Below are 23,019 nucleotides of genomic sequence, written 5' to 3' on the forward strand. Positions count from 1 at the left end.
CGATAGGCGGAGCGTTGGGATAATCTCCAACCCGGGATTTGGTCGTATTTTCTTAAAAGGTGCTGTTGCTTTAGCAATCCGGCGATTATACGGCGGGTGTAGAAAGCGACACTCGCAATTTTCTGGAGGTAAAGTTGGTCACTCTTTCCAGCCGCAGCGCGGTCGAGCCCTTCCATGCCATGGACGTTCTGGCGGAAGCTAACCGTCGTCGCGCCGCCGGGCATCCGATCATTTCCATGGCGGTAGGGCAGCCTGCCGACCCGGCGCCCGAGATCGTTCGACAAGCCGCAGAGCGCGCGTTGAAAGACGGTCGCATCGGCTACACAGACGCTCTGGGACTGATTGAGCTGAGAGAGGCGATTGCTTCCCATTATGCCGACCACTACGGTGTTTCGGTCTCGCCGGAGCGAATTGCTGTTACCACTGGTTCATCCGCTGCCTTCAATCTGGCCTTCCTGGTCTATTTCGATCCGGGCGACAGGGTTGCTATTACACGTCCAGGCTACCCTGCCTATCGCAATATATTGACCGCGCTTGGCCTTGAGGTCGTGGAAATACCGACCGGCAATGGAACATCGGCATCGCTGACTGCTGACGCGCTTGCGGCGGCACATGCTGAAAAGCCTTTGAAGGGCGTATTGTTTGCAAGTCCCGCGAATCCGACTGGCGCGGTCATCGACAAGCCGGAACTGAAAGCGATTATCGAAACGGCCCGCGGTCTGGGCATCCGGGTTATTTCGGACGAAATCTATCACAGGCTTTCCTATGAAACGGATGATGTCACGGCATTGGAGATTTCCAACGATGTGACGGTCATCAACTCATTCTCCAAATATTACTGCATGACTGGCTGGCGTATCGGCTGGATGGTTCTGCCCGAGAGCGATATTCGCGCTATCGAGCGACTGAGCCAAAGCCTCTACATTTCCGCGCCGGAGCTTTCACAGCGTGCTGCCATCGAAGCTTTTCATGCAACATCGGAACTGGAGCAGGTAAAGGATCGCTATCGCCAGAACCGGCTTATCCTGCTTGATCACCTTCCGCGTGTAGGTCTCAGCCTGGCCGCACCGATGGACGGTGCATTCTATGCCTATTGTGACGTCTCGCGTTTCACCAATGACAGCATGGAATTTGCTCGTCGAATGATTGCTGAAATCAACATAGCAGCCACACCTGGGCGCGATTTCGACCCGCTTGATGGACACCGCACAATGCGCTTCTCCTATGCTGGCAAGATCGAGGAAATGGAAGAGGCTGTCCGCAGGCTTGAAAACTGGCTGCCACAACAGAAGGCATGAATCTGTTCGGCTTCTGAAAGCATCAACCTCCGTTAAAAGCTAAAAAAAACCGGCGTTTCCGCCGGTTTTTTCATTTCAAGCATGATGCGGTGCTTAGAAGAAGCCCTTCTTCTGCCACCAGCCTGCGCGCTTGGGCTTTTGCTCTTCGCCCTCGCTCGAGGTTACAACAGGCTCAGCGCTTTTCTGCGGTTCGGCAATTGTTGCCACCTCTGCTTCGGCCACCACTGCTTCTTCGACTTCGACAATCGGTTTGGCGGCAGCTCGGCGGGTACGCCGCTTCGGCTTCTCGGCTTCTGCTTCCGGCTCATCAGCGACCGCTACTGGCTCGACGGGAGCTTCTTCAGCCGCCTTCTTGCGAGTACGAGTCTTGCGGGCTGGCTTGGCAGGCTGTTCCTCTACCTCGACGGCAACCACTTCCTCAGCCACTTCTTCAGTCTTTGCAGACTTGCGAGCACGAGGCTTGCGAGCGGGCTTGGCGGGCTTTTCCTCAACTGCCGTTTCGGCAACGGGAACAGCCGCTTCTGTGGCCTCGGCCGCAACTTCTTCAGCAACCGCTTCTTCGACCTTTACCGGCAGAACCGGCGTATAGCCGACGAACTCAGGATCAGGAACCTTGCGCGCACGGGGTTCGTCGTCGCGACGATTCTTTCTCCCGCCACGGCGACCACGGCGACGCTTCTTGCGGCGATCTTCTTCGCTCAATGAAGCATTCGAAGATGTTTCCTGGGATTCATCGGCGTCATCGTCTTCGTCAGAAGCTTCGTCCGAACCGGAATCGGCTGTTGCAGGCTGTTCCTGGTTCTCGCGATCACGTCCACCGCGACGACGACGGCGGCGGCGACGCTTGCGGTCAGCTTCATCACCACGATCTTCACGAACCTGAACGTCAGCCGTCGTTTCTTCTTCGGCTTCGTCCTCATCAACCGGGACTTCCGGATCTTCAATGTCGTCCTCGATATAGGCCATCGGTTGCACCGGAGGCTGGGTTATCGGCCGTGTTGACGGCGCACCCTTGTCGATGACGAAATGCTGGTGGCCGACACTTTCATCGGCGTCAATGCTGATCGCGGCACCGAAGCGTCCTTCCAGATCGGCAAGGAGCTGGCGCTTGTGATTGAGAACATAAAGCGCCGATGCAGCCGGTGTGCGGACGTGAATGTCGAAACCGGAATGACGCAGCAGATAATCCTCAATGCCGCGAATAATATGCAGCGCCATGGAGGAATCCGAGCGGATATGGCCAGTGCCACCGCAATGCTGGCAAACCTGCATCGTGCTTTCAAGCACGGATGCACGGATACGCTGGCGCGACATTTCCAGGAGGCCGAAATGCGAGATGCGGCCCACCTGAATGCGAGCACGGTCATCTTTCAGGCAGTCCTTCATCTTCTTTTCGACAGCGCGATTGTTGCGCTTTTCTTCCATGTCGATGAAGTCGACGACGATCAGGCCGGCAAGGTCGCGCAGGCGTAGCTGGCGTGCAACTTCTTCGGCAGCTTCCAGGTTGGTCTGGAGTGCTGTGTCCTCAATCGAATGTTCGCGCGTCGAACGCCCCGAGTTGACGTCGATGGCAACGAGCGCTTCGGTCTGGTTGATGATCAGATAACCGCCCGATTTGAGCGTCACCTGCGGCAGCAGCATGCGGTCGAGCTGTGCTTCAACCCCGTTGCGCGTGAAAATAGGAACCTGTTCGCGGTACGGCTGAACAACCTTTGCATGGCTCGGCATGAGCATGCGCATGAAGTCTTTGGCCTCGCGGTAGCCGTTCTCGCCGGAAACGAGGATTTCCGCGATGTCCTTGTTATAGAGGTCACGGATCGAGCGCTTGATCAGGCTGCCTTCCTCGTAGACGAGGGCAGGTGCTGTCGATTGCAGCGTCAGTGTGCGCACATTTTCCCAAAGGCGCATCAGGTATTCGTAGTCGCGCTTGACTTCGGCCTTGGTGCGGTTCGCACCGGCCGTGCGCAGGATCACACCCATGCCCTGCGGCACTTCGAGTTCCTTGACAATTTCCTTGAGGCGCTTGCGATCCTGCGGATTGGTGATCTTGCGCGAAATGCCGCCGCCGCGTGCGGTGTTTGGCATCAACACCGAATAGCGTCCGGCAAGCGAGAGGTAGGTCGTGAGAGCTGCGCCCTTGTTGCCGCGCTCTTCCTTGACCACCTGCACCAGAATAATCTGGCGACGCTTGATAACCTCCTGAATGTTGTACTGACGACGATTGGTGCGGGTATGCGTCGGAAGCTCTTCAAGAGCATCTTCCGAGCCGACCGACTCAACCATATCCTCTTCATTTTCGACGTCGTCTTCGTCACCGTTTTCGACAGCCTCGGAGATCACGTCGCCTTTCTGGGAAAGGGCAATGGCCGGAGTGCCCGGTACGTAATTTTCAAAGTCCGGACCAACAGGTTCAGCCGCTGGCAATTCCTTGTCGGAAGCATTGGCTTGCGCGTCACCAGCCTGACCATCACGACGACCGCGACGACGGTTGCGACGCGAACGGTCGTTTCGTTCGGTACGCTCGCTCTTGGCGCGAGGTTCGTCTTCATCGTCTTCGGCACGCGCGGCCTTTGCTTCTGCTTCAAGCAAAGCGAGACGATCTGCTACCGGGATTTGGTAGTAGTCAGGATGGATTTCCGAGAATGCGAGGAAGCCATGGCGATTGCCGCCATATTCCACGAACGCAGCCTGAAGCGATGGTTCGACGCGGGTGACGCGTGCGAGGTAGATATTGCCTTTTAGCTGCTTCTTGTGTTCCGACTCAAAGTCGAATTCTTCAATCTTGTTGCCCCGAGTAACGATAACCCGGGTCTCCTCCGGGTGGGAGGCATCTATGAGCATTTTGTTGGACATTATTGTCTTTCCTGCCGGCGCCAAGACGCAAAACGCGTGCGCCGGACGAAACCCTGAAGGCTGCCGTGTTCACTGCGTTGCATCTGCCGGATGATTCTGGGTTCGTCGGAATAAAAGCTGCTGCCTCCGCGCGCGACGGCCTCGTGGCGATCACGGTCTTCAGGCTCGCACTGGTCAGTCTTGCTTGACCCATAGCTGTTCCGAACGAAACGACCTCATATATGACCCGGAAAAGCCGGGCCGACCTATTTGCTCTTTTCGAGCGTTGGCGACAGCGCGTAAAGGTACGCAGTCGGCCGATAGAAACGGAGGGCGGGGGAGCCACATCTCCGCTGAATTCTGTGCTGGTTATCGGCGGCGGCGAATGAATATGCCGCTGTTTTCGCTATCATTCCTTGCGGTTCGTTTTGAGAACCGGCAAACGATTCTGATAGTTCACCCAAAACCTTCCATAGCTTTTATGGCGTCGTTTGAACGATGACAAGTACGAATATCATTTGACATTCGCATCGCAATTTCGCCGAAAGCTGAGTATAGGACCTATTCAAGGTCGAAATACGGCTGGAAATCCTTCATTAACTGTAGTTCTGTACGAGTGTTTTAATGGGTATTCGGGCGAGATGGTGCAGGGGCAAGCGTGCCGGTATCGCGATTATTGATACCAGTCATTCAATGATGTTGTTCTTGATTGTGGCGGCTGATGCATTTTCGAAGCGCTGAAAACGCTGTGACACGATTGCCGAGTGCAGGATGCCTCCTGGCATTGGTAGCTCTTCTGTCGGCTTTCCTGTTCCAGGCCGCATCTGCCTTCGCTGCCGATCGCGTCACTTCTCCGATATCTGCGCTGACTTTCCGTATGGCCGGGGACGATCTGCGAACGCGCATCGTCGTCATGTTCGATCGGGAACCAAAGCTCTCGACCTTGCTTCTCAATAATCCGCATCGTCTCGTCGTCGATTTGCCTGAAACACGCTTTGGTTTCGATGACAAAAGCCTGGAAGCCCGAGGGCTCGTATCTCGCGTTCGCTATGGACTCGTCGGCAAGGGCCGTTCACGCTTGATCTTGACACTACGCGGTCCTTTCAAGGTTGAGGACCTTCGCGTTCTGAAAAATGAAAGTGAATCAGGCTATCGCTTGGTCGCCGATATCGTTGCGACTTCGGACCGGGAGTTTACTGAACAACTGAAAGGCCTCGAGGAAATAACAAGCTCGACGGACCGTGGTGAAAAGCCCATTCAGGCCGCATCACAAAATGCGTCTGCCGCGCGTCCGTTTACCGTTATGATCGATCCCGGTCACGGCGGTATCGATAGTGGAGCGGAAAGCCTCAGTGGCATCAAGGAAAAAGATCTGACGCTCGCTTTCGGGCAGGAACTGAAAGATCGCCTGGCGCAGGAAAACAACATCAAAGTTCTGATGACCCGCGCTGATGATACTTTTCTGCGGCTTTCCGAACGGGTGCGGATCGCCCGCCAGCATGAAGCGGATCTGTTTATTTCCATCCATGCCGATACAATCAACCAGCACGATATCCGCGGTGCAACAGTTTATACGATCTCCGATAAGGCATCGGACTCCGTTGCGCGCGCCATGGCCGAGCGTGAAAACAAGTCAGACAGCCTTGCAGGTGCTGCTCCCGAAGAGCAGCCCGAGGTCACTGACATTCTACTCGATCTGACAAGACGTGAAACGCATACATTCTCGCTGAGTTTTGCTGAAAAGGTGATTCATTCCCTGCAAGGACAGGTGAATCTCATCAACAATCCGCATCGTTTTGCCGGTTTTCAGGTGCTGCGCGCGCCGGATGTGCCATCCGTTCTGATCGAAATCGGGTATCTGTCCAACGCCGAGGATGAAAAGCTAATCAGTAACCCGGAATGGCGCAAGAGGCTCGCGGATCGGTTGGCGATTGCTATCAAGGCTTTCGAAACGTTGAAGCATCCGGCAAATATGAGCAAAGGGTAGGGATCTAGAAAGTGGGTATACCCCGCTTGGAGTTAGATGCACTTCAGCTTATAAGATGCATGGTTGCAACAGTTTTGTGGATTTTCGTCGTGCGGACGAAAGTGACCGCGTTAAATTGGTAAAAACACGTAAACCATCTTGCCTTTGACTCATTTGCTGGTCACTAAGCCAGTGGTTGCTATATGGCAAAATTGGGTTAAAGGGTTGGCTGTTCGTGCTTTGACCCTTATCATGTGAATAATCTGAAGGCAGGATTCCGCATTTATGGTAAGGCTTATCGGATATTTCTTCGGGATCGGAACGGTGCTGATGCTCCTCGTGGCAGGCGGCGTCGCCCTTTACGTCGGAAGTCTCACGAAGGATTTGCCAGATTACGAGGTGCTCGCAAAATACGAGCCGCCCGTAATGACGCGCGTTCACGCCTCGGATGGTAGCCTCATGGCAGAGTTTGCCCGTGAGCGCCGTCTTTATATTCCCATTCAGGCTGTGCCCAACCGCGTCAAAGCGGCTTTCGTTTCGGCTGAAGACAAGACCTTCTATGAACATCATGGCCTCGACTTCGCGGGTCTTGCCCGCGCCATGATCACGAACGTCAAGAATATGGGCTCTGGCCGCCGTCCGGTCGGCGCATCCACGATCACCCAGCAGGTCGCAAAAAACTTCCTTCTGACGTCGATGCAGACCTATGATCGCAAGATCAAGGAAGCCATTCTGGCGATGCGCATTGAGCAGGCTTACTCCAAGGACCGTATTCTCGAACTTTACCTCAATGAAATCTTCTTCGGTCTTGGTTCCTACGGTATTGCCAGCGCGGCATTGACCTATTTCGACAAATCGGTCGGCGAGCTTTCTATCGCGGAAAGCGCATATCTTGCAGCTTTGCCGAAAGGCCCGAACAATTATCATCCGTTCCGCCAGCCGGAGCGCGCCATCGAGCGCCGCAACTGGGTGATCGACCGGATGAGCGAAAACGGCTACATCACCGCCGAAGAAGCCGCAGAAGCCAAGAAGCAGCCGCTCGGCGTGAAGGAGCGTTCGGACGCCCATTATGTGTTTGCGTCGGAATATTTCACCGAGGAAGTACGTCGCCAGATCATCCAGAAATACGGCGTCGATGCGCTTTACGAAGGCGGCCTTTCTGTTCGTACAACGCTGAACCCGACCCTTCAGATTGAGGCGCGCAAGTCCTTGCAGGCGGCGCTGCTCCGTTACGACGAGGCGCGCGGTTGGCGTGGGCCGATGAAGAATGTCGAGCTTGGCAATGACTGGGGTACGGCATTCGGCGATATGCAGTCCTACGCGGATGTGCCGGAATGGCAGCTCGCGATCGTGCTCAATGTTTCTGCTGCAGGCGCGGATATTGGTCTGCAGCCGCCGCTTGAGGCATCAGGCTCCCGCAGCAAGGAACGCAAGCGCGCGTTCATCGCTGCCGACGATATGAAGTGGGCGATGCGCGTCGTGAATATCGGCGGCAAGCGCACCAGCGCAAAGTCGCCGGAAGGTGTTTTGAAGGCGGGTGACATCGTCTATGTCTCCAAGGAAGGCGATTCCCGCTATCGCCTCCAACAGCCGCCGAAACTTGAGGGTGCGCTCGTTGCCATGGACCCGCATACGGGCCGTGTTCTGGCCATGGTCGGCGGCTTCTCTTACGCTGAATCGGAATTTAATCGCGCAACGCAGGCCTATCGCCAGCCAGGTTCCTCGTTCAAGCCGTTCGTTTATGCTGCGGCACTCGATAACGGCTATACGCCTGCTTCCGTGGTTCTGGATGGCCCGCTGGAAGTCAATCAGGGTGGCTCGCTTGGCGTCTGGGCCCCGAAGAATTATTCCGGCAAGTTCTCCGGCCCTTCCACGCTGCGCTACGGTATCGAACAGTCGCGCAACGTGATGACCGTGCGTCTGGCGCAGGACATGGGCATGAAGCTCGTGGCCGAATATGCTGAACGCTTCGGGATCTACGACAAGATGCTGCCGGTTCTTTCGATGGCGCTCGGCGCAGGCGAAACGACGGTTCTGCGCATGGTGACGGCCTATTCCATCATGGCGAATGGCGGCCAGAGCATAACGCCGTCCATGATCGACCGCATTCAGGATCGCTACGGCAAGACTGTATTCAAGCACGATGCTCGCCAGTGCGAGGGCTGCAACGCGCAAGACTGGGCCAATCAGGACGAGCCAACATTGATCGATAATCGCGATCAGGTGCTCGACCCCATGACCGCCTATCAGATCACCTCGATGATGGAAGGTGTCGTTCAGCGCGGTACGGCGCAGATCTTGAAGAGCCTCGATCGTCCAATGGCCGGCAAGACCGGTACGACGAACGACGAGAAGGACGCTTGGTTTGTAGGCTTCACGCCTGATCTCGTGGTTGGTGTCTTCATGGGCTATGACACGCCGACGCCGCTCGGACGCGGCAACACGGGTGGCGGTCTGGCGGCGCCAGTGTTCAAGTCCTTCATGGAGCAGGCTCTGGCCGGAACGCCGAAAGTGGATTTCCGCGTACCTGAAGGCATGACGGTTATCGCTATCAACCGGAAGACCGGCATGCGGGCCAATCAGGGTGATCCGAATGTGATCATGGAGGCTTTCAAGCCGGGCACAGGTCCGTCTGACAGCTATTCGGTCATTGGTATGGATTCGTTCCGTGAAGGCTCACCAGTTGCGCCACAGTCGCCGCAGGCAACACGTGCGATCAACTCCGGTTCCGGCGGGCTTTACTGATCGGGAAAAGCAGGGCTTTACCCTTTACACTGCGCCGCGCGCTCACTATGGTCCGCGGCGCCTGGACTGACCGTCCATACCCGAAAGTCTGAGCCTCATAATTGACCGGCTCAGCTTCTCAGATGAAATAGACTGATATTGAAGGAACGATTTGCCCATGCGCGCGGAAATCGAGACGCTGGTTGACGAAATCAAGCAGGCCATAAGCCTGCTGAGGAGGCATCTTTGACTGGGATCAGGCGATAAAACGTCTCGGCTATCTCAATCAGAGAGCTGAAGATCCCACGCTTTGGAATGATGCACAGGAAGCCCAGAAGCTGATGCGCGAGCGCCAGCAGCTGGAAGACAGCATCAATGGCATCAATCAGCTTACCCAGACGCTGAACGACAGCATCGAACTCATCGCCATGGGCGAGGAAGAAGACGACAAGTCGATCATTCAGGATGCGGAAAACACCATCCGTGAACTGAAGGTCGAGATTGATCGTCGCCAGATCGACATGCTGCTATCGGGCGAAGCCGACGCGAACGATACCTATATCGAAGTGCATGCCGGTGCTGGTGGTACGGAAAGCCAGGATTGGGCGTCGATGCTGCTGCGCATGTATACGCGCTGGGCGGAACGGAGCGGCCGCAAGGTCGAAGTGATGGAAGTGCATGATGGCGAAGAAGCAGGCATCAAGTCCGCGACCATCCTCGTCAAAGGGCACAATTCATACGGCATGATGAAGACAGAATCGGGCGTCCATCGTCTGGTCCGTATCTCGCCTTATGACTCCAACGCTCGCCGTCACACGTCCTTCGCCAGCATCTGGGTCTATCCTGTGATCGACGACAATATCGACGTTCAGGTGACCGAAGCGGATGTTCGCATCGATACCTATCGCGCTTCGGGCGCTGGCGGCCAGCACGTCAATACCACCGATTCAGCGGTGCGTATCACGCATATCGCGACCGGAATTGTGGTGCAGTGTCAGGCAGAACGCTCACAGCACAAAAACCGCGAAAAGGCATGGTCGATGCTGCGTGCGCGCCTCTACGAAGAGGAGCTGAAAAAGCGCGAAGCGGCGACGGATGCAGCGAATGCCACGAAGACCGAAATCGGTTGGGGGCATCAGATTCGCTCCTACGTCCTGCAGCCTTACCAGCTCGTCAAAGACTTGCGCACGGGTGTTGAAAGCACGAACCCACAGGAAGTGCTGGATGGTTCCGTTACGCCATTTATGGAAGCCGCGCTTGCCCATCGTATTCAGGGCGGCGGCGAAATGGTCGACGACATCGACTGATTAGAGCGCATCCCGAAAAGTGTGAAACGGTTTTCGGAACAAGATGCGCGTTAAAACAAGCAATCAGATCGGCGCTCTAATTGCACATATGCGTGCATAGAAACAAAACCCGGCTTCTGGCCGGGTTTTTTCGTTTCAGGAACTCAAAGCAATGGTTCTATCTGTTTGCCCGCTTTGAGAAAATTGACAGGATTGACCGCGCGCCCGTTTTCACGGACTTCATAATGCAAGTGACTGCCAGTCGAGCGTCCCGAGCTTCCTGCTTCGCCAACAATGGTCCCCGCGGCAACCTGTTGTCCGTCGCGCACGAGAACGCGGCTTAGATGTGCGAAACGGGTCGAGAACCCATTGCCGTGGTCGATCTCGACCATATTACCGTATCCGCCGAAACGACCAGCCTTCGTGACCTTGCCTGCTGCGGTGGATTTCACCGTCTGGCCGTAAGCGGCGCGAAAGTCGATACCGGAGTGGAACGCAGCCGTTCCGAGAAACGGATCGCGGCGTACGCCGAACAGGCTCGTTACTGGCTTGTCGGGTGCCGGATTGGCGAGGGGCAGGGCACTTACACGCTCACGCACCTGATCAAGCCGGTCAAGCGCGCTGTCGAGGTTACGCAACTGCATATCAAAATCATTGACGACGGTTCCGGGTGACGAAACCGGAATAAGTGGGCCACCCATCGCAATTGCAGCATTGTGTGATGTTTCGATCCGCAAGCCAGCCGCATTCAAAGTATCGATAATACTGTCCGCCTTTTCATAAGCGGCATCGGCCAGCACACGCACCTTGCCATTCTGTTCGCTTTCGATGCGATGAAGGTTCCGGGTGATGGTGGCCAGTATCTTGTCGGAGGTCTCAAGTGTCGATTCACCCGAAAGTCCGCCTGAAAGACGCAACCCTATCGAACCAGCGTCTGCGCGCCGGTCTGGCTTTCCAACTGGAGATTTTCCGGGCACTGGCCCAGTGATGATCGGGTCGATGCCCGGATTGCGTCCTGCCAGAGCCTCGTCAGGGATAAGCTGGCTATGCTGCTCCAGATCCGGCGCCCTCTCCGTTGGCATTTCCGGCATCGGCTGCAATTGCGAAGCTCGTTCCAGGAGAGGTGCGAGTTTGCCATCGCGCGCGCTCAACGTCTGTTGGCGCTGCATCAATTCGGCTACCTTGTTCTCCATCACCTGCTGATCGAGCATTTGTCGACTGGTAATGCGATCAACCTCAGTGCGAAGGGCGGAAATTCGATCTTCATAGAGCTGCTGGTTGCGGGCATGACGCGCGATACCGGCGCTCATGAGGTCGTCGCGCAGCACGAGATAGGCAGTCGCTCCAAGATATCCCGCCGAAAGCGCCAGAAAAGCTGCACCACCAAGGGCGGCCATCCAGGGACGAAACGTGAAATGGCTGATCTTTTCGCCGCGCGCAATAATCAGGACAGGCGGTTCTTTGCGCTCTCCGAACACCTTTTTTGTCGATGTTTTTGCCTGCTTCCCAGTCATGCCAGCCGCATGCCCCTTCTCGATTCCCTGGTTTGATTACAACTTATTAGGGTTAACAGACCTTTACATTTGAGGCTTGCGCGGGCCATGCGATCAGGTTTGTTTTCACTAGGGTGCATTTGAGGAAGCGGCTAGATCGATACAGGTGACAGAGAGCGGTAAAAGGACGGCGTCAATCCTGCTTCGGCGCGTGCCAGTTCATTGAACGGCGGTTTCAGGTCACCTCGGAAATTGGCGCGAACCAGTTCCTGAAATCTTGCCGCGGGATCAATTCTGTTCTTGGCACAGAAGAAACGGAACCATTTGGCGCCCACGGCGACATGCGTTTTCTCATCATTGTAAATGATGTCGAGAATAGCAGCGGTCTCATGGTCACCGGTCTCAATCATTTTCTCGAGCAGGGATGGCGTCACATCCAGTCCGCGCGCCTCAAGAATAAGCGGCACGACGGCGAGACGAGCTTCAAGGTCGTTGCGTGTCTGGTGTGCAGACTGCCAAAGCCCGTCATGAGCGGGCATGTCTCCATAGTCCGCGCCGAGCGACTTGAGACGATCACGCAACAGCGTGAAATGGCGAGCTTCATCATCGGCGACTTTCATCCATCCATCGAAGAAACTGCGCGGTATGGGTTTGGCGGCAAACCGGGCAATGATGTCGAGTGCAAGATCAATGGCATTCAGCTCGATATGGGCGAGTGCATGCATGAGCGCAATACGCCCATGTTCCGTGTGAAGCGAGCGCTTCTTCATCATGCGCGGCGGCACAAGTTCAGGCTTTTCAGGGCGTCCGGGACGCTCAGGCAATGGTGGATCGAGCGGGCTGCGAACCGAGAGCCTGCGCCCGAACCAGCGATGAGCGGTTTCCCGCGTCAGCCTTACCTTTTCATCAAGATTGCTGGCAGATATTGCGCGGATGGCGTTACCGCGCAGCGTCTGCTCGTGCGATGGCTTGTTCGTCATCGTTCAAAGTACGCGAGCGGCTTCCAGCACGGCCTCGGCATGGCCGTCGACTTTGACCTTGTTCCAGATTCGGGCAATGCGCCCATTCGCATCGATCAGGAAGGACGTGCGTTCCACACCCATATATTTGCGGCCATACATGCTCTTTTCGACCCACACGCCATAGGCTTCAAGGGCGACACGATCTTCATCGGCGGCAAGATCGACAGTCAGGTCATGTTTCTTGCGAAATTTCGCATGTTTCGTCGCGCTATCAAGAGAAAGGCCGATGACGCGGACTCCTATCTTGTCGAACTCCGGTTTCAACCGAGAGAAAGCAATCGATTCCTTGGTGCAGCCGGACGTGTCGTCTTTCGGGTAGAAGTAGATGACGACTGGTTTGCCTTTGAGGGAAGACAGGGAGATTTCGCCATTATCCGAAGGCAGAGTGAAATCGGGTGCCGGATCGCCAACTTGGGGATGAGCCATATCTGCGCCTTTCTTTTATGGATTAGGATGGAAACCACCTGTTACAAGTCAGAGCTATCGCATTCAGGCAAAGCTTGTGCAACCATTGATGCCGACGTCGTTGTGATGTGGGATGATTGGCGCAGGGCTGCCAGCGCAAACGCGTGAACCGGGCTGGAAGTCGTTATAAAACAGATGATTACGATCATTTAATGAAGTAAACTCTAAGAGATCGTAGGGCATGGCACTCTTTTTCTGGCTGGGTTGTTGACAGAGAAACCGCAGAAGATCCGCTTCAGCAAGCGGGAGATGGAAAGAATCGAGCGTCTCGCCGCCGATGGCGAGTATGGCTATTTGCCCGGCCCGGCGCGTTCGAGCCGTTCCTTTCTGTCGCGCTGTTCCCATGCAATTTTGTCGATCTGTATTCTGCTGGTTCTCGTCGTCGGTGCCGGTTTCGTCATCCTTCGCAGTGGCGTTGACAGCAATCTTCTGCGTGACGAAGCACAGAAAAGCCTGACCCATATTCTTGGCGAAGGTGCCTCCGCGTCCATCGGAAGCGCGGCGCTATCTCTGGATCAGGATAGCCATGTCGCGCTGGAAGCCCGCAACGTGTCGATTGCCGATCCAAAACAGGGTCTCGAAATCAGCGGGATCAAGTCCGTGCGCCTGGGGCTGGCGCCGCTTCCGCTTTTGACCGGCAAGGTGCGCGTGGCTCAGCTCGAAGTGGATGGTGTTTCTTTTGAAATGCCGGAAACGAAGGGGCCAGGCTTCTGGAAATCTTTGCCTTACGACGAACATGGCATTCTCGATTTTGATGCGATTTCGGGTGAGCTTTTCGCTGCCATGCGCCGTAGCCTTGAGCTTTTGCGCGCGCAGGACACGCATGTCATAGGCATTTTCAACAGTACGATTGCTTTCAAGGTCGGCGACGAGCAGCAGGTTCTGGACATAGAACAGGCGCGTCTCATCGAAAATGGCGGGAAGATCGGCATTACCGGCAGTGTGGTCTGGAAAGGCAAGAAAATTGCACTGGACGGCACGATTGACCGTCATGCGGCTGACAACAGCCTTGCTGGCTTTGAGCTAAACATCCGTGACATCCCGGTTGCATTGGGGTCTCCGCCTGAAGTTTCTCCGGTTATAAATGGCAATCGCGTCAATCCGGCCCATTTTGAACTGGAAGCTGTGGCGCGGTTGTCATTGACGGGATCCGCAGCCGACGGCGACAAACCCGAACGTCTCGCGGCTGAACTCGCTGTCGACGGCATAGATATGCAGATTGGCAGGGTCGAAGATGTGCGTGGCGGCATTCGTCTTAATCTCGAACACGCGGTGGGCAGCCGTAAGATCGAGATCAAGCCTTCCCGGCTACAGCTCGGTGGGATGCAGGCGCAGTTTAACGGCGCCTTCGGCCCCGAACCGGAAGCTGAAAACAACACTGGCGGGCCGACTTATCGCTTTGAGGTCCTGACCACGTCAGCGACAAGCATGCCATCGGAATCGACCGACCCGCCGCTATCATTCGCCACGCGCATCGCCGGACGTTACATGGCCGACCAGCAGCGCATCCAGTTTGCCAATCTCGACGTGCAGACGGAAACAGGACAGCTTTTTGGTCAGGGCAGCATGGGTTTCGGCGATGGCTCGCCGGAAATGATCTTCATGCTGCGCATTCCCGAAATGCCGGTAGCCGACGCCAAGCATCTCTGGCCAATCGATGTCGCGGACGGCGCTCGCGAATGGGTGCTGAAGAATCTCTTCGGCGGGACTGTCAAGGATAGCCGCATCGATATTTCGCTTGCAGGCGGTCGCTTCAATGGGCCGGGCTTGCCTCCACCGCTGACGGGCGATGAAATCAAGGCTGATTTCAAGGTTTTCGATACGCGCTTCGATGTCGTTGGAGAGCTTCCGCCCGTGCGGGATGCCGATGGCGAAATATCGGTCCGTGGCGCCTATACGACCATCAAGCTTTTGAAAGGCGTGGCCTACACGTCGAACAACCGCAAGGTCGAGGTTTCCGACGGTACGCTTATCATTCCCTGGGGACCGCAGCGCCCTGTTATTGCTGAACTGGATCTCGGTGTTTCTGGTGAAGCATCGGCAATCGCTGAGATTGCCGGAAACAAGCCGATCGACGTTTTGAAAAGTGTGCCGTTTCTACCCGGCGATGTGACTGGTGATGTGAAGTCACGGGTCAAGGTGAATTTTGCTGTTTCCAAAGATCCGCCGCCCGGTACGCTTAAATGGAACGCTGATATTGGCTTCACTGGTCTTGATATCTCGAAGCCGATCGCGGGATCGTCAGTCAGTGATGCGACCGGCAACATCAAGGTTGATCAGTCGGCAGCTATTATTACTGCTGATGCGAAGCTCGACGGCATTCCCGCAAAAGTCAGTATGACTGAACCGGTGGATCGATCGGGACCGGCAAAACGCGAACAAAAAATCAAACTTGATATCGACGACAAGAGCCGTGACGCGGTATTTCCGGGCCTGAACTCCATCTTTTCCGGCCCGATGTCGGTCGATCTTGGAATGGAAGATGGCGGCAAGCGTCGTGTTTCAGCCGATCTTGGCAAGACACAGATTGATCTACCATGGCTCGGATGGCGCAAAGGCGCAGGCATACCGGCAAAGGCGACTTTCGATCTGGTCCAGAGTGCTGACGACAAAAGCAGGATGGACATCAACAATCTTGTCTTTTCCGGCGACGCTTTTGGCGCAAAGGGAGACCTTTCCATTGCGAAAGGCGATTTCCAATCGGCGAATTTCAGCGAGATCCGTCTGAACAGAAATGACAACCTAGCAGTCAAGGCTACCAAAAGTGGCGGCGGTTATCGGGTCAACGTGCGCGGGTCGCAATTCGACGCGCGTGCTTTGATCAAGCAGGTTTCCGATCTTGGCGAGAAGGGTAGCAGCGGTGGAAAATCCAACAATCCACGCGTGGTCGTAAGTGCCCAGATTGACGAAGTCAGCGGCTTTAACAGCGAAACTTTGCGCAATGTTGCTGTTTCCTATGAAAGTGCTGGCAGCAAAGTTTCAGGCGTATCGGTCAATGCCGTCACATCGTCCGGCGAATCCTTCGTGGCCACGAACAATGATCAGGGCGATGCGCGGTCCATCTCGCTCCAGTCGAACGATGCCGGAGCGGTGCTTCGGTTTTTCGATTTCTATGACAAGATGCGCGGCGGCAAAATCACGGTTGGACTGGCCGCGCAGGGCAACGGTCCGTTGCGCGGACAGATCGATGCGCGCAACTTTGCTATCATCAATGAACCGCGTCTTGCGAAAATCGTTTCCAGCTCGCCATCCAGTGGCGGCACAAGTCTCAATCAGGCCGTAAAGCGCGATATTGACGTTTCACGGGTTGATATCGAGCGCGGTTTTTCACTGATTGAGAAAGGCAACGGTTATCTGAACCTGTCTAAGGGGGTCGTGCGTGGGCCGACTGTCGGCACCACTTTCCAGGGAACGCTCTATGACAAGCAGGGTAACATGTCGATCACCGGCACATTCATGCCAGCCTATGGCGTCAACCGGCTATTCGGCGAGGTTCCCATCTTCGGTGCATTGCTTGGAAACGGTCGTGATCGGGGCCTGATCGGAATTACCTACAAGCTTGTTGGCAGCGCCAAACAGCCACAGGTAATGGTCAATCCGATCTCCGTCATTGCACCTGGCATATTCCGCTCGATCTTCGAGTTCTAAAGCGCATCCCGAAAAGTGTGAAACGGTTTTCGGATGAGATGCGCGCCAAAAAAGCTGGAACGCATCCCGAAAAGTGTGAAACGGCTTTTGGATAAGATGCGCGTCAAAAAAGCTAGAACGTATTCCGAAAAGTGAAATGGTTCGAGTATGCTAACAACAAAGCCGGGCGCGAAGCCCGGCTTTGTTGGTTTAATTATCGTTCGTTTGGCTTATGCTGGACGGATCAGCACGTGGCGCTTCTTGCCGAGCGACAGCTTGATGACGCCCTGATCGTTCAACGCACTTGCATCAACGGTCATACGCGGATCGCTCACAGGCTCGTCATTGATACGTACAGCACCGCCTTCGACATGACGGCGGGCTTCGCCATTGGTCGTGCAAAGCTCGGCCAGAACCATCAGCGCCAGCACACCGATGCCGCTATTCAGCGTCGCCTTGTGAACGCCGACCGTCGGAAGGTTTTCCGAAAGTTCGCCATCCTCAAAGGTCTTGCGGGCAGTCTCGGCAGCTTCCTCGGCCGCGTCGCGGCCATGAAGCATGGCGGTAACTTCCGTTGCGAGGATTTTCTTCGCTTCGTTGATTTCGACGCCTTCAAGTGCCGCCAGCTTGGCAATTTCGTCCAGCGGAAGCGTGGTATAGAGCTTGAGGAACCGTTCGACATCGGCGTCTTCCGTGTTGCGCCAGTATTGCCAGAAATCGTAAGCGCTCAGCATTTCGGCGTTCAGCCAGATGGCGCCGCCAAGCGACTTGCCCATTTTCTGGCCCGATGCGGTCGTCAGCAGCGGCGAGGTGAGGGCATAAAGCTGCGAGGTCCCCATACGGTGACCGAGATCGATACCGTTGATGATATTGCCCCACTGATCCGAGCCGCCCATCTGCAGGCGCAGATCGTAACGCTTGCTCAGTTCCACGAAATCGTAGGCCTGAAGGATCATGTAGTTGAATTCGAGGAATGACAACGACTGCTCGCGGTCGAGGCGTGTCTTCACCGAATCGAAGGAAAGCATGCGGTTGACCGAGAAATGACGGCCAACATCGCGCAGGAATTCCAGATAGTTGATGTTGCGCAGCCAGTCGGCATTGTTGACCATCAGGGCGTCGGTCGCGCCATCACCGAAGGTGAGGTAGTTGGCGAAGACGCGCTTGATGCCGGCAATATTCTCGGCAATTGTATCCTCGGTCATCAGCTTGCGGGCTTCGTCCTTGAAGGACGGATCGCCGACCATGCCAGTGCCGCCGCCCATCAGCGCAACAGGCTTGTGCCCGGTCTGCTGGAGCCAGTGCAGCATCATGATCTGGATCAGGCCGCCAGCGTGAAGGCTCGGAGCCGTGGGATCGAAGCCGATATAGGCTGTCACGGTTTCCTTGGCCAACAATTCGTCGAGGCCACTTTCATCGGAAATCTGATGAATGAAGCCACGCTCGGAAAGCGTGCGAAGAAAATCGGATTTGAAACCGGACATTCCTTTTCCCTGACTGATAAGGCGAAGTTGAAACTGGTCGCAAGCGGCTGCTTACACCCATGTGATAAGTCCGCCTTTAGCACCAATCAACCGCCAAAAACAAGGAAACTCCCGAATTGGCGGGTTTCGAACCAGTAATTTGGCTCCAGTGGTCGCAAGCAGCTGGCGTTAGTCTCAGTGTTGCGCCGTGTTCGAAAACAGATTGAGCACAATGACACCGGCAATGATCAATCCCATGCCGAGTACTGCGGCCATATCGAGCTTCTGACCGAACAGCAGCCAGCCGATCAGAGCGACGAGTGTGACACCGATCCCGGACCAAACCGCGTAAGCGACACCGACGGGAATGCTCTTCAGCGTCATGGAAAGAAAGTAGAAGGCCAGACCGTAAGCGACCACGACGATCAGGGACGGTCCCAGCCGTGTGAATCCTTCCGATGCCTTGAGGCTTAGCGTCCCGATGACTTCGGACACGATGGCGATAGCAAGGAAAGCATAAACCGGCATGTCACGCCCATAAGATGGTTTTGAGAAAACGAATCATTTGATGGTGATAGTAGCATCGCATAAAAAATCCGGCGGGAAGCCCGCCGGATGAGACGCTGCAAATCTGGAAAGCGACCTGCTGTATGGTTAAGCAGTTTAACGCAAACGCTTCGGGCGCGCTTCAACCAGTTCGCCAGCCAGACGACGATCCAGATATTCGGCGCAATCCTCTATGAGTTCATCGCCTTGTCCCGCAAAGAAATGGTTTGCGCCCGGAATCGTGGTCTGGGTAATCGTGATACCCTTCTGGGTCTTCAGCTTGTCGACCAGCGCCTGCACATCCTTCGGCGGGGCAACCTTGTCCTGATCCCCATGGATGATGAGACCGGATGAAGGGCAGGGTGCGAGGAAAGCAAAATCATAGGTATTGGGCTGTGGCGCAACGGAAATGAAGCCTTCGATTTCCGGGCGGCGCATCAAAAGCTGCATGCCGATCCATGAACCGAACGAGTAACCGGCGACCCAGCAGGTCTTGGAATCAGGATGAAGCGCCTGCACCCAGTCGAGTGCGCTTGCCGCATCCGACAGTTCGCCTGCACCATGGTCGAATTCGCCCTGGCTGCGGCCAATCCCGCGGAAGTTGAAGCGCAACGTGGTGAAGCCGCGCTGCTGGAACATATAGAAAAGATCGTAGACGATCTTGTTGTTCATCGTTCCGCCGAACTGCGGATGCGGGTGAAGGATGAGCGCGATCGGAGCATTCTTTTCTTTGGAAGGCTGATAGCGACCTTCGAGGCGTCCGGCAGGGCCGTTGAAAATGACTTCTGGCATGTGTACTCCGCTCGTAACGGGAAGACCGGACTTAGGCGGCGAAACTTGACGTTATTGGACGCCGCTTCTAGAACCGGTTTGAAATTTCGACAGACTGAAAGCAGGTTTCAGTTCCTATGGGGGCTTAATAGGCTTTTCTTGATTGAAAATTCAAGAAAATTGCGCTTCCAGAATTTTGTTTAGGAGATAGGTACGGTGAACGGGAGCAGCAAGAGGCTCTATCTGGATTATAATGCCAGTGCTCCGTTGCTCGATGAGGCGCGGGATGCGGTTATCAACGCTCTCGGCATTACGGGCAATCCATCTTCCGTGCATCGTGAAGGCCGCGCCGCGCGAACCCTCGTTGAAGCCGCGCGCCGCAGCGTTGCCTCGCTCGCCAATGCCAGACCGGATCATGTCTTTTTTACATCGGGAGCAACGGAAGCCGCATCGATGCTGCTGACGCCCCACTACATGATGGGACGTTCGCCTGTCCGCTTGTCGCATCTCTATGTGAGCGGAACCGAACATCCGTGCATGTTGTCCGGTGGTCAGTTCGCCCAGCAGGACGTCACTGTTCTGCCAGTCGACGGAAACGGCATCGTAGAACTCGATTCCCTGAAAACAGTTCTTGCAAGTCACGACAAGAGCCAGGGACTGCCGCTAGTGGCTATACAGGCCGCCAATAACGAAACAGGCATCATCCAGCCGATCGCGGAAATTGCCGCCATCGTCAAGGCTGCTGGCGGGATCTACATTGTTGATGCTGTCCAAGCAGCAGGGCGAATTAAATTAGATATTACAGATAATTGCGGAGATTATCTCATAATCTCCTCACACAAGATCGGTGGGCCGAAAGGTGTCGGTGCAGTTATCGCGATTTCCGATCTCATGATGCCCCGCGCGCTTGTTCGCGGTGGTGGTCAGGAGAAGGGGCATAGGGCTGGAACCGAGGCCCTGCCGCTTATTGCAGGATTCGGTGCTGCGGCCGATATTGCCAAGGCGCGACTGGACAGCGAAGGCTGGTCCCCGGCGATGCGGGACAGGCTGGAAGCCGGGTTGAAGGCAATCGCTCCGGATGCCGTGATCTACGGCACATCGGTCGACAGGTTGCCGAACACGACGTTCTTTTCTCTTGATGGGCAAAAGGCGGAAACCGTGCAGATTGCCTTTGATCTTGGCGGCGTCGCGCTTTCGGCAGGGTCGGCCTGCTCGTCTGGAAAAGTCGGCCCCAGCCATGTGCTGTCGGCCATGGGACACGGAGACAGTCTCGGAGCGATCCGCGTGTCGCTTGAACCAACAGCGACGCCGGATGACGTCGATGCGTTTCTCGACGTGTTTCGCAGAATCGCGGCACGCCGCGCCGGGAAAGCTTGATCCCAGTTCAGAAATCGAGACCGAGCTTCTGTTTTGCAGCCGCAATATAACCTTCGTAGCGCGTTTTGAACTCTTCCCGCTTGGCTATATCAGCGGCGATATCGTTTGAAGCGCTGGCGTTTGAAATATTGAACTTGTCATGGGCGTCCTGAAAAAACTTCAATTGCTCGATGGTGCGGCCCTCGTCATTCACCTGTTGTTCGAGAAATTTTACGTAGTCCTGCAGGTTCTGGGTGCTCATCATGGTCTCCCTTTCCCTTGGCTATGTATGTTCCTGCATGCGTTGGGCAAGGGCGAGCATGATTCTGATCAGCAGATCGGCCACGCCATTTTTTTAAAGGAAATCAAGGCGTCAAAGCAGGAAGGCATCCCCTGCAATCCACGTATCATCAGCTTGTTTCATTAAGTTGATCGTTTTAATCGGCATTTTTAGGGGCAAATTTGAACCCGGTGCTTGAAATTCAGTTTAGAGAGGTTTTAAAGAAGGGCCTAGCACACTATATTGAGGCGGTATTGTTCAAGACATATCACCTTGACGTTTGCAACTGTCGGGCCTTGACCCCGACGAGGATGGAGAACGCCAATGCCTGCAGTGCAGGAGACCATTGATCAGGTCCGCGGCCTTGACGTGGACCAGTACAAGTACGGCTTCGAAACGACGATCGAAGCAGAAAAGGCTCCAAAGGGCCTGAACGAAGATATCATTCGCTTCATTTCCGCCAAGAAGAACGAGCCGGAATGGATGCTGGAATGGCGTCTGAAAGCCTATGAACGCTGGCTCACCATGGAAGAGCCAAGCTGGGCGCGCGTCGATTATCCGAAGATCGATTTCCAGGATGCCTATTACTATGCGGCTCCGAAGAACCAGAGCGGCCCGAAGTCGCTGGATGAAGTCGATCCGGAATTGCTTCGCACTTACGAAAAGCTTGGCATTCCGCTGCGTGAGCAGGAGATTCTTGCCGGTGTCCGCAAGCAGGGCGATCCGAGCGAAATCGACGACAATCCCTCCGACAATGTCTATGCATCCGGCCGCGTGGCCGTCGATGCGGTGTTCGACAGCGTGTCGGTCGTAACCACCTTCAAGGCAGAGCTCGCCAAGGCGGGCGTGATCTTCTGCTCGATTTCCGAAGCAATCCGCGAACATCCTGAACTGGTGCAGAAATATCTGGCGTCGGTCGTTCCGGTGTCGGACAACTACTACGCCACACTGAACTCGGCTGTCTTCACGGATGGTTCGTTCGTTTACGTTCCGAAGGGCGTTCGCTGCCCGATGGAGCTTTCGACCTATTTCCGTATCAACGAGAAGAACACCGGCCAGTTCGAACGCACGCTGATCATCGCGGAAGAAGGCGCTTACGTCTCCTATCTGGAAGGTTGCACCGCACCGCAGCGCGACGAAAACCAGCTGCACGCCGCTGTGGTTGAGCTGGTCGCGATGGAAAACGCCGAAATCAAATATTCGACGGTCCAGAACTGGTATCCGGGCGATAGCAGCGGCAAGGGCGGCATCTACAACTTCGTTACCAAGCGTGGCGATTGCCGTGGCGACAATTCCAAGATCTCCTGGACGCAGGTTGAAACCGGCTCCGCCATCACCTGGAAATACCCGTCCTGCATTCTGCGCGGCGACAATTCACGCGGCGAGTTCTACTCGATTGCCGTGTCGAACGGTCATCAGCAGATCGACTCGGGCACCAAGATGATCCATCTCGGCAAAAACACGTCGAGCCGCATCATCTCCAAGGGTATTTCGGCTGGCAAGTCGAACAACACCTATCGCGGACAGGTTTCGGCCCATCGCAAGGCTGAGAATGCCCGCAACTTCACCCAGTGCGACTCGCTTCTGATCGGCAACGATTGTGGCGCGCATACGGTGCCGTACATCGAAGCGAAGAACGCTACGGCGCAGTTCGAGCACGAGGCAACCACCTCCAAGATTTCGGAAGACCAGCTGTTCTACGTGATGCAGCGCGGCATTCCGGAAGAGGAGGCAATCGCTCTCATCGTCAATGGCTTCGTCAAGGAAGTCATTCAGGAACTGCCGATGGAGTTCGCCGTCGAAGCTCAGAAGCTTATCGGCATATCGCTTGAGGGCAGCGTCGGTTAAGCGACGCATTCCTCCCTTCTCGCATCAGATTTTCTGGCCAGC

Annotated in this window: 16 protein-coding genes; 8 read left to right on the forward strand and 8 right to left on the reverse strand. The window is 55.5% G+C overall.

The genetic code is table 11. The features are described from left to right. Positions 1-134 precede the first annotated feature (134 nt). Positions 135-1,298 (forward strand): pyridoxal phosphate-dependent aminotransferase, encoded by a 1,164-nt coding sequence (locus CQZ93_RS05705; RefSeq protein ID WP_105541727.1) that lies wholly within the window; start codon positions 135-137, stop codon positions 1,296-1,298. Positions 1,299-1,391: 93 nt separating this feature from the next. On the opposite strand, the gene CQZ93_RS05710 is transcribed toward CQZ93_RS05705, so the two are convergent. Continuing rightward, positions 1,392-4,151, reverse strand: coding sequence for an Rne/Rng family ribonuclease (locus CQZ93_RS05710; RefSeq protein WP_105541728.1), 2,760 nt, complete (start codon positions 4,149-4,151; stop codon positions 1,392-1,394). Between the two features lie 2 nt (positions 4,152-4,153). Between CQZ93_RS05710 and CQZ93_RS05715 the strand changes: the two genes are divergently transcribed. From CQZ93_RS05715 to prfB, 4 genes are all read left to right on the forward strand, one after another. Beyond that, on the forward strand, positions 4,154-4,339 hold the full coding sequence (locus tag CQZ93_RS05715; RefSeq protein WP_105541729.1) for a hypothetical protein: 186 nt from the start codon (positions 4,154-4,156) through the stop codon (positions 4,337-4,339). A 512-nt stretch (positions 4,340-4,851) separates the two neighbouring features. Beyond that, on the forward strand, positions 4,852-6,117 hold the full coding sequence (locus tag CQZ93_RS05720; protein WP_105541730.1) for an N-acetylmuramoyl-L-alanine amidase: 1,266 nt from the start codon (positions 4,852-4,854) through the stop codon (positions 6,115-6,117). A 264-nt stretch (positions 6,118-6,381) separates the two neighbouring features. Beyond that, positions 6,382-8,841 carry a penicillin-binding protein 1A gene (locus CQZ93_RS05725; RefSeq protein WP_105541731.1) on the forward strand — a complete coding sequence of 820 codons (2,460 nt, stop codon included), beginning with the start codon at positions 6,382-6,384 and terminating at the stop codon, positions 8,839-8,841. A gap of 157 nt (positions 8,842-8,998) precedes the next feature. Beyond that, positions 8,999-10,127 (forward strand): peptide chain release factor 2 gene (prfB, locus tag CQZ93_RS05730; RefSeq protein ID WP_105541732.1). Its coding sequence is split into 2 segments (ribosomal slippage): positions 8,999-9,067 and positions 9,069-10,127, totalling 1,128 coding nucleotides; the frame shifts between segments, so codons are not numbered across the junction. A 143-nt stretch (positions 10,128-10,270) separates the two neighbouring features. On the opposite strand, the gene CQZ93_RS05735 is transcribed toward prfB, so the two are convergent. The 3 genes from CQZ93_RS05735 to CQZ93_RS05745 form a co-directional block, all read right to left on the reverse strand. Beyond that, positions 10,271-11,620: a M23 family metallopeptidase gene (locus tag CQZ93_RS05735; protein ID WP_105541733.1), complete on the reverse strand. Its 1,350-nt coding sequence runs from the start codon at positions 11,618-11,620 to the stop codon at positions 10,271-10,273. A 131-nt stretch (positions 11,621-11,751) separates the two neighbouring features. Beyond that, positions 11,752-12,579, reverse strand: coding sequence for a ferritin-like domain-containing protein (locus CQZ93_RS05740; RefSeq protein ID WP_105541734.1), 828 nt, complete (start codon positions 12,577-12,579; stop codon positions 11,752-11,754). Positions 12,580-12,582: 3 nt separating this feature from the next. Then, positions 12,583-13,047 carry a peroxiredoxin gene (locus CQZ93_RS05745; RefSeq protein WP_105541735.1) on the reverse strand — a complete coding sequence of 155 codons (465 nt, stop codon included), beginning with the start codon at positions 13,045-13,047 and terminating at the stop codon, positions 12,583-12,585. Positions 13,048-13,335: 288 nt separating this feature from the next. Between CQZ93_RS05745 and CQZ93_RS05750 the strand changes: the two genes are divergently transcribed. Next, positions 13,336-16,734, forward strand: a complete 3,399-nt coding sequence (locus CQZ93_RS05750) for a DUF3971 domain-containing protein (RefSeq protein WP_105543191.1) — start codon at positions 13,336-13,338, stop codon at positions 16,732-16,734. A 209-nt stretch (positions 16,735-16,943) separates the two neighbouring features. Here CQZ93_RS05750 and tyrS read toward each other — a convergent pair whose 3' ends face one another. From tyrS to CQZ93_RS05765, 3 genes are all read right to left on the reverse strand, one after another. Continuing rightward, entirely contained in the window at positions 16,944-18,197 is a 1,254-nt protein-coding gene (tyrS, locus tag CQZ93_RS05755) for a tyrosine--tRNA ligase (RefSeq protein ID WP_105541736.1), read from the reverse strand. Between the two features lie 174 nt (positions 18,198-18,371). Next, positions 18,372-18,704, reverse strand: a complete 333-nt coding sequence (locus CQZ93_RS05760) for a DMT family transporter (RefSeq protein ID WP_105541737.1) — start codon at positions 18,702-18,704, stop codon at positions 18,372-18,374. 135 nt (positions 18,705-18,839) lie between these two features. Beyond that, positions 18,840-19,514: an alpha/beta hydrolase gene (locus CQZ93_RS05765; RefSeq protein WP_105541738.1), complete on the reverse strand. Its 675-nt coding sequence runs from the start codon at positions 19,512-19,514 to the stop codon at positions 18,840-18,842. 195 nt (positions 19,515-19,709) lie between these two features. Between CQZ93_RS05765 and CQZ93_RS05770 the strand changes: the two genes are divergently transcribed. Further along, on the forward strand, positions 19,710-20,870 hold the full coding sequence (locus CQZ93_RS05770; protein ID WP_105541739.1) for a cysteine desulfurase family protein: 1,161 nt from the start codon (positions 19,710-19,712) through the stop codon (positions 20,868-20,870). Between the two features lie 7 nt (positions 20,871-20,877). Here CQZ93_RS05770 and CQZ93_RS05775 read toward each other — a convergent pair whose 3' ends face one another. Then, positions 20,878-21,114, reverse strand: a complete 237-nt coding sequence (locus CQZ93_RS05775) for a hypothetical protein (RefSeq protein ID WP_286152231.1) — start codon at positions 21,112-21,114, stop codon at positions 20,878-20,880. A gap of 339 nt (positions 21,115-21,453) precedes the next feature. Here CQZ93_RS05775 and sufB point away from each other — a divergent pair, with 339 nt between their 5' ends. Further along, positions 21,454-22,977, forward strand: coding sequence for a Fe-S cluster assembly protein SufB (gene sufB, locus CQZ93_RS05780; protein ID WP_105541740.1), 1,524 nt, complete (start codon positions 21,454-21,456; stop codon positions 22,975-22,977). The last annotated feature ends 42 nt before the right edge of the window (positions 22,978-23,019 follow it).

The sequence above is a fragment of the Ochrobactrum vermis genome (genome assembly GCF_002975205.1).
In the GTDB taxonomy this organism is placed as follows: Bacteria; Pseudomonadota; Alphaproteobacteria; order Rhizobiales; family Rhizobiaceae; genus Brucella; species Brucella vermis.

What these genes read in the sequence shown, in the direction of transcription:
- CQZ93_RS05765 (WP_105541738.1), bottom strand. Translation starts at nt 19,514, where the DNA reads ATGCCAGAAGTCATTTTCAACGGCCCTGCCGGACGCCTCGAAGGTCGC.
- CQZ93_RS05740 (WP_105541734.1), bottom strand. Translation starts at nt 12,579, where the DNA reads ATGACGAACAAGCCATCGCACGAGCAGACGCTGCGCGGTAACGCCATC.
- tyrS (WP_105541736.1), bottom strand. Translation starts at nt 18,197, where the DNA reads ATGTCCGGTTTCAAATCCGATTTTCTTCGCACGCTTTCCGAGCGTGGC.
- CQZ93_RS05725 (WP_105541731.1), top strand. Translation starts at nt 6,382, where the DNA reads ATGGTAAGGCTTATCGGATATTTCTTCGGGATCGGAACGGTGCTGATG.
- CQZ93_RS05735 (WP_105541733.1), bottom strand. Translation starts at nt 11,620, where the DNA reads ATGACTGGGAAGCAGGCAAAAACATCGACAAAAAAGGTGTTCGGAGAG.
- CQZ93_RS05745 (WP_105541735.1), bottom strand. Translation starts at nt 13,047, where the DNA reads ATGGCTCATCCCCAAGTTGGCGATCCGGCACCCGATTTCACTCTGCCT.
- CQZ93_RS05760 (WP_105541737.1), bottom strand. Translation starts at nt 18,704, where the DNA reads ATGCCGGTTTATGCTTTCCTTGCTATCGCCATCGTGTCCGAAGTCATC.
- CQZ93_RS05775 (WP_286152231.1), bottom strand. Translation starts at nt 21,114, where the DNA reads ATGATGAGCACCCAGAACCTGCAGGACTACGTAAAATTTCTCGAACAA.
- sufB (WP_105541740.1), top strand. Translation starts at nt 21,454, where the DNA reads ATGCCTGCAGTGCAGGAGACCATTGATCAGGTCCGCGGCCTTGACGTG.
- CQZ93_RS05720 (WP_105541730.1), top strand. Translation starts at nt 4,852, where the DNA reads ATGCATTTTCGAAGCGCTGAAAACGCTGTGACACGATTGCCGAGTGCA.
- CQZ93_RS05750 (WP_105543191.1), top strand. Translation starts at nt 13,336, where the DNA reads ATGGAAAGAATCGAGCGTCTCGCCGCCGATGGCGAGTATGGCTATTTG.
- CQZ93_RS05710 (WP_105541728.1), bottom strand. Translation starts at nt 4,151, where the DNA reads ATGTCCAACAAAATGCTCATAGATGCCTCCCACCCGGAGGAGACCCGG.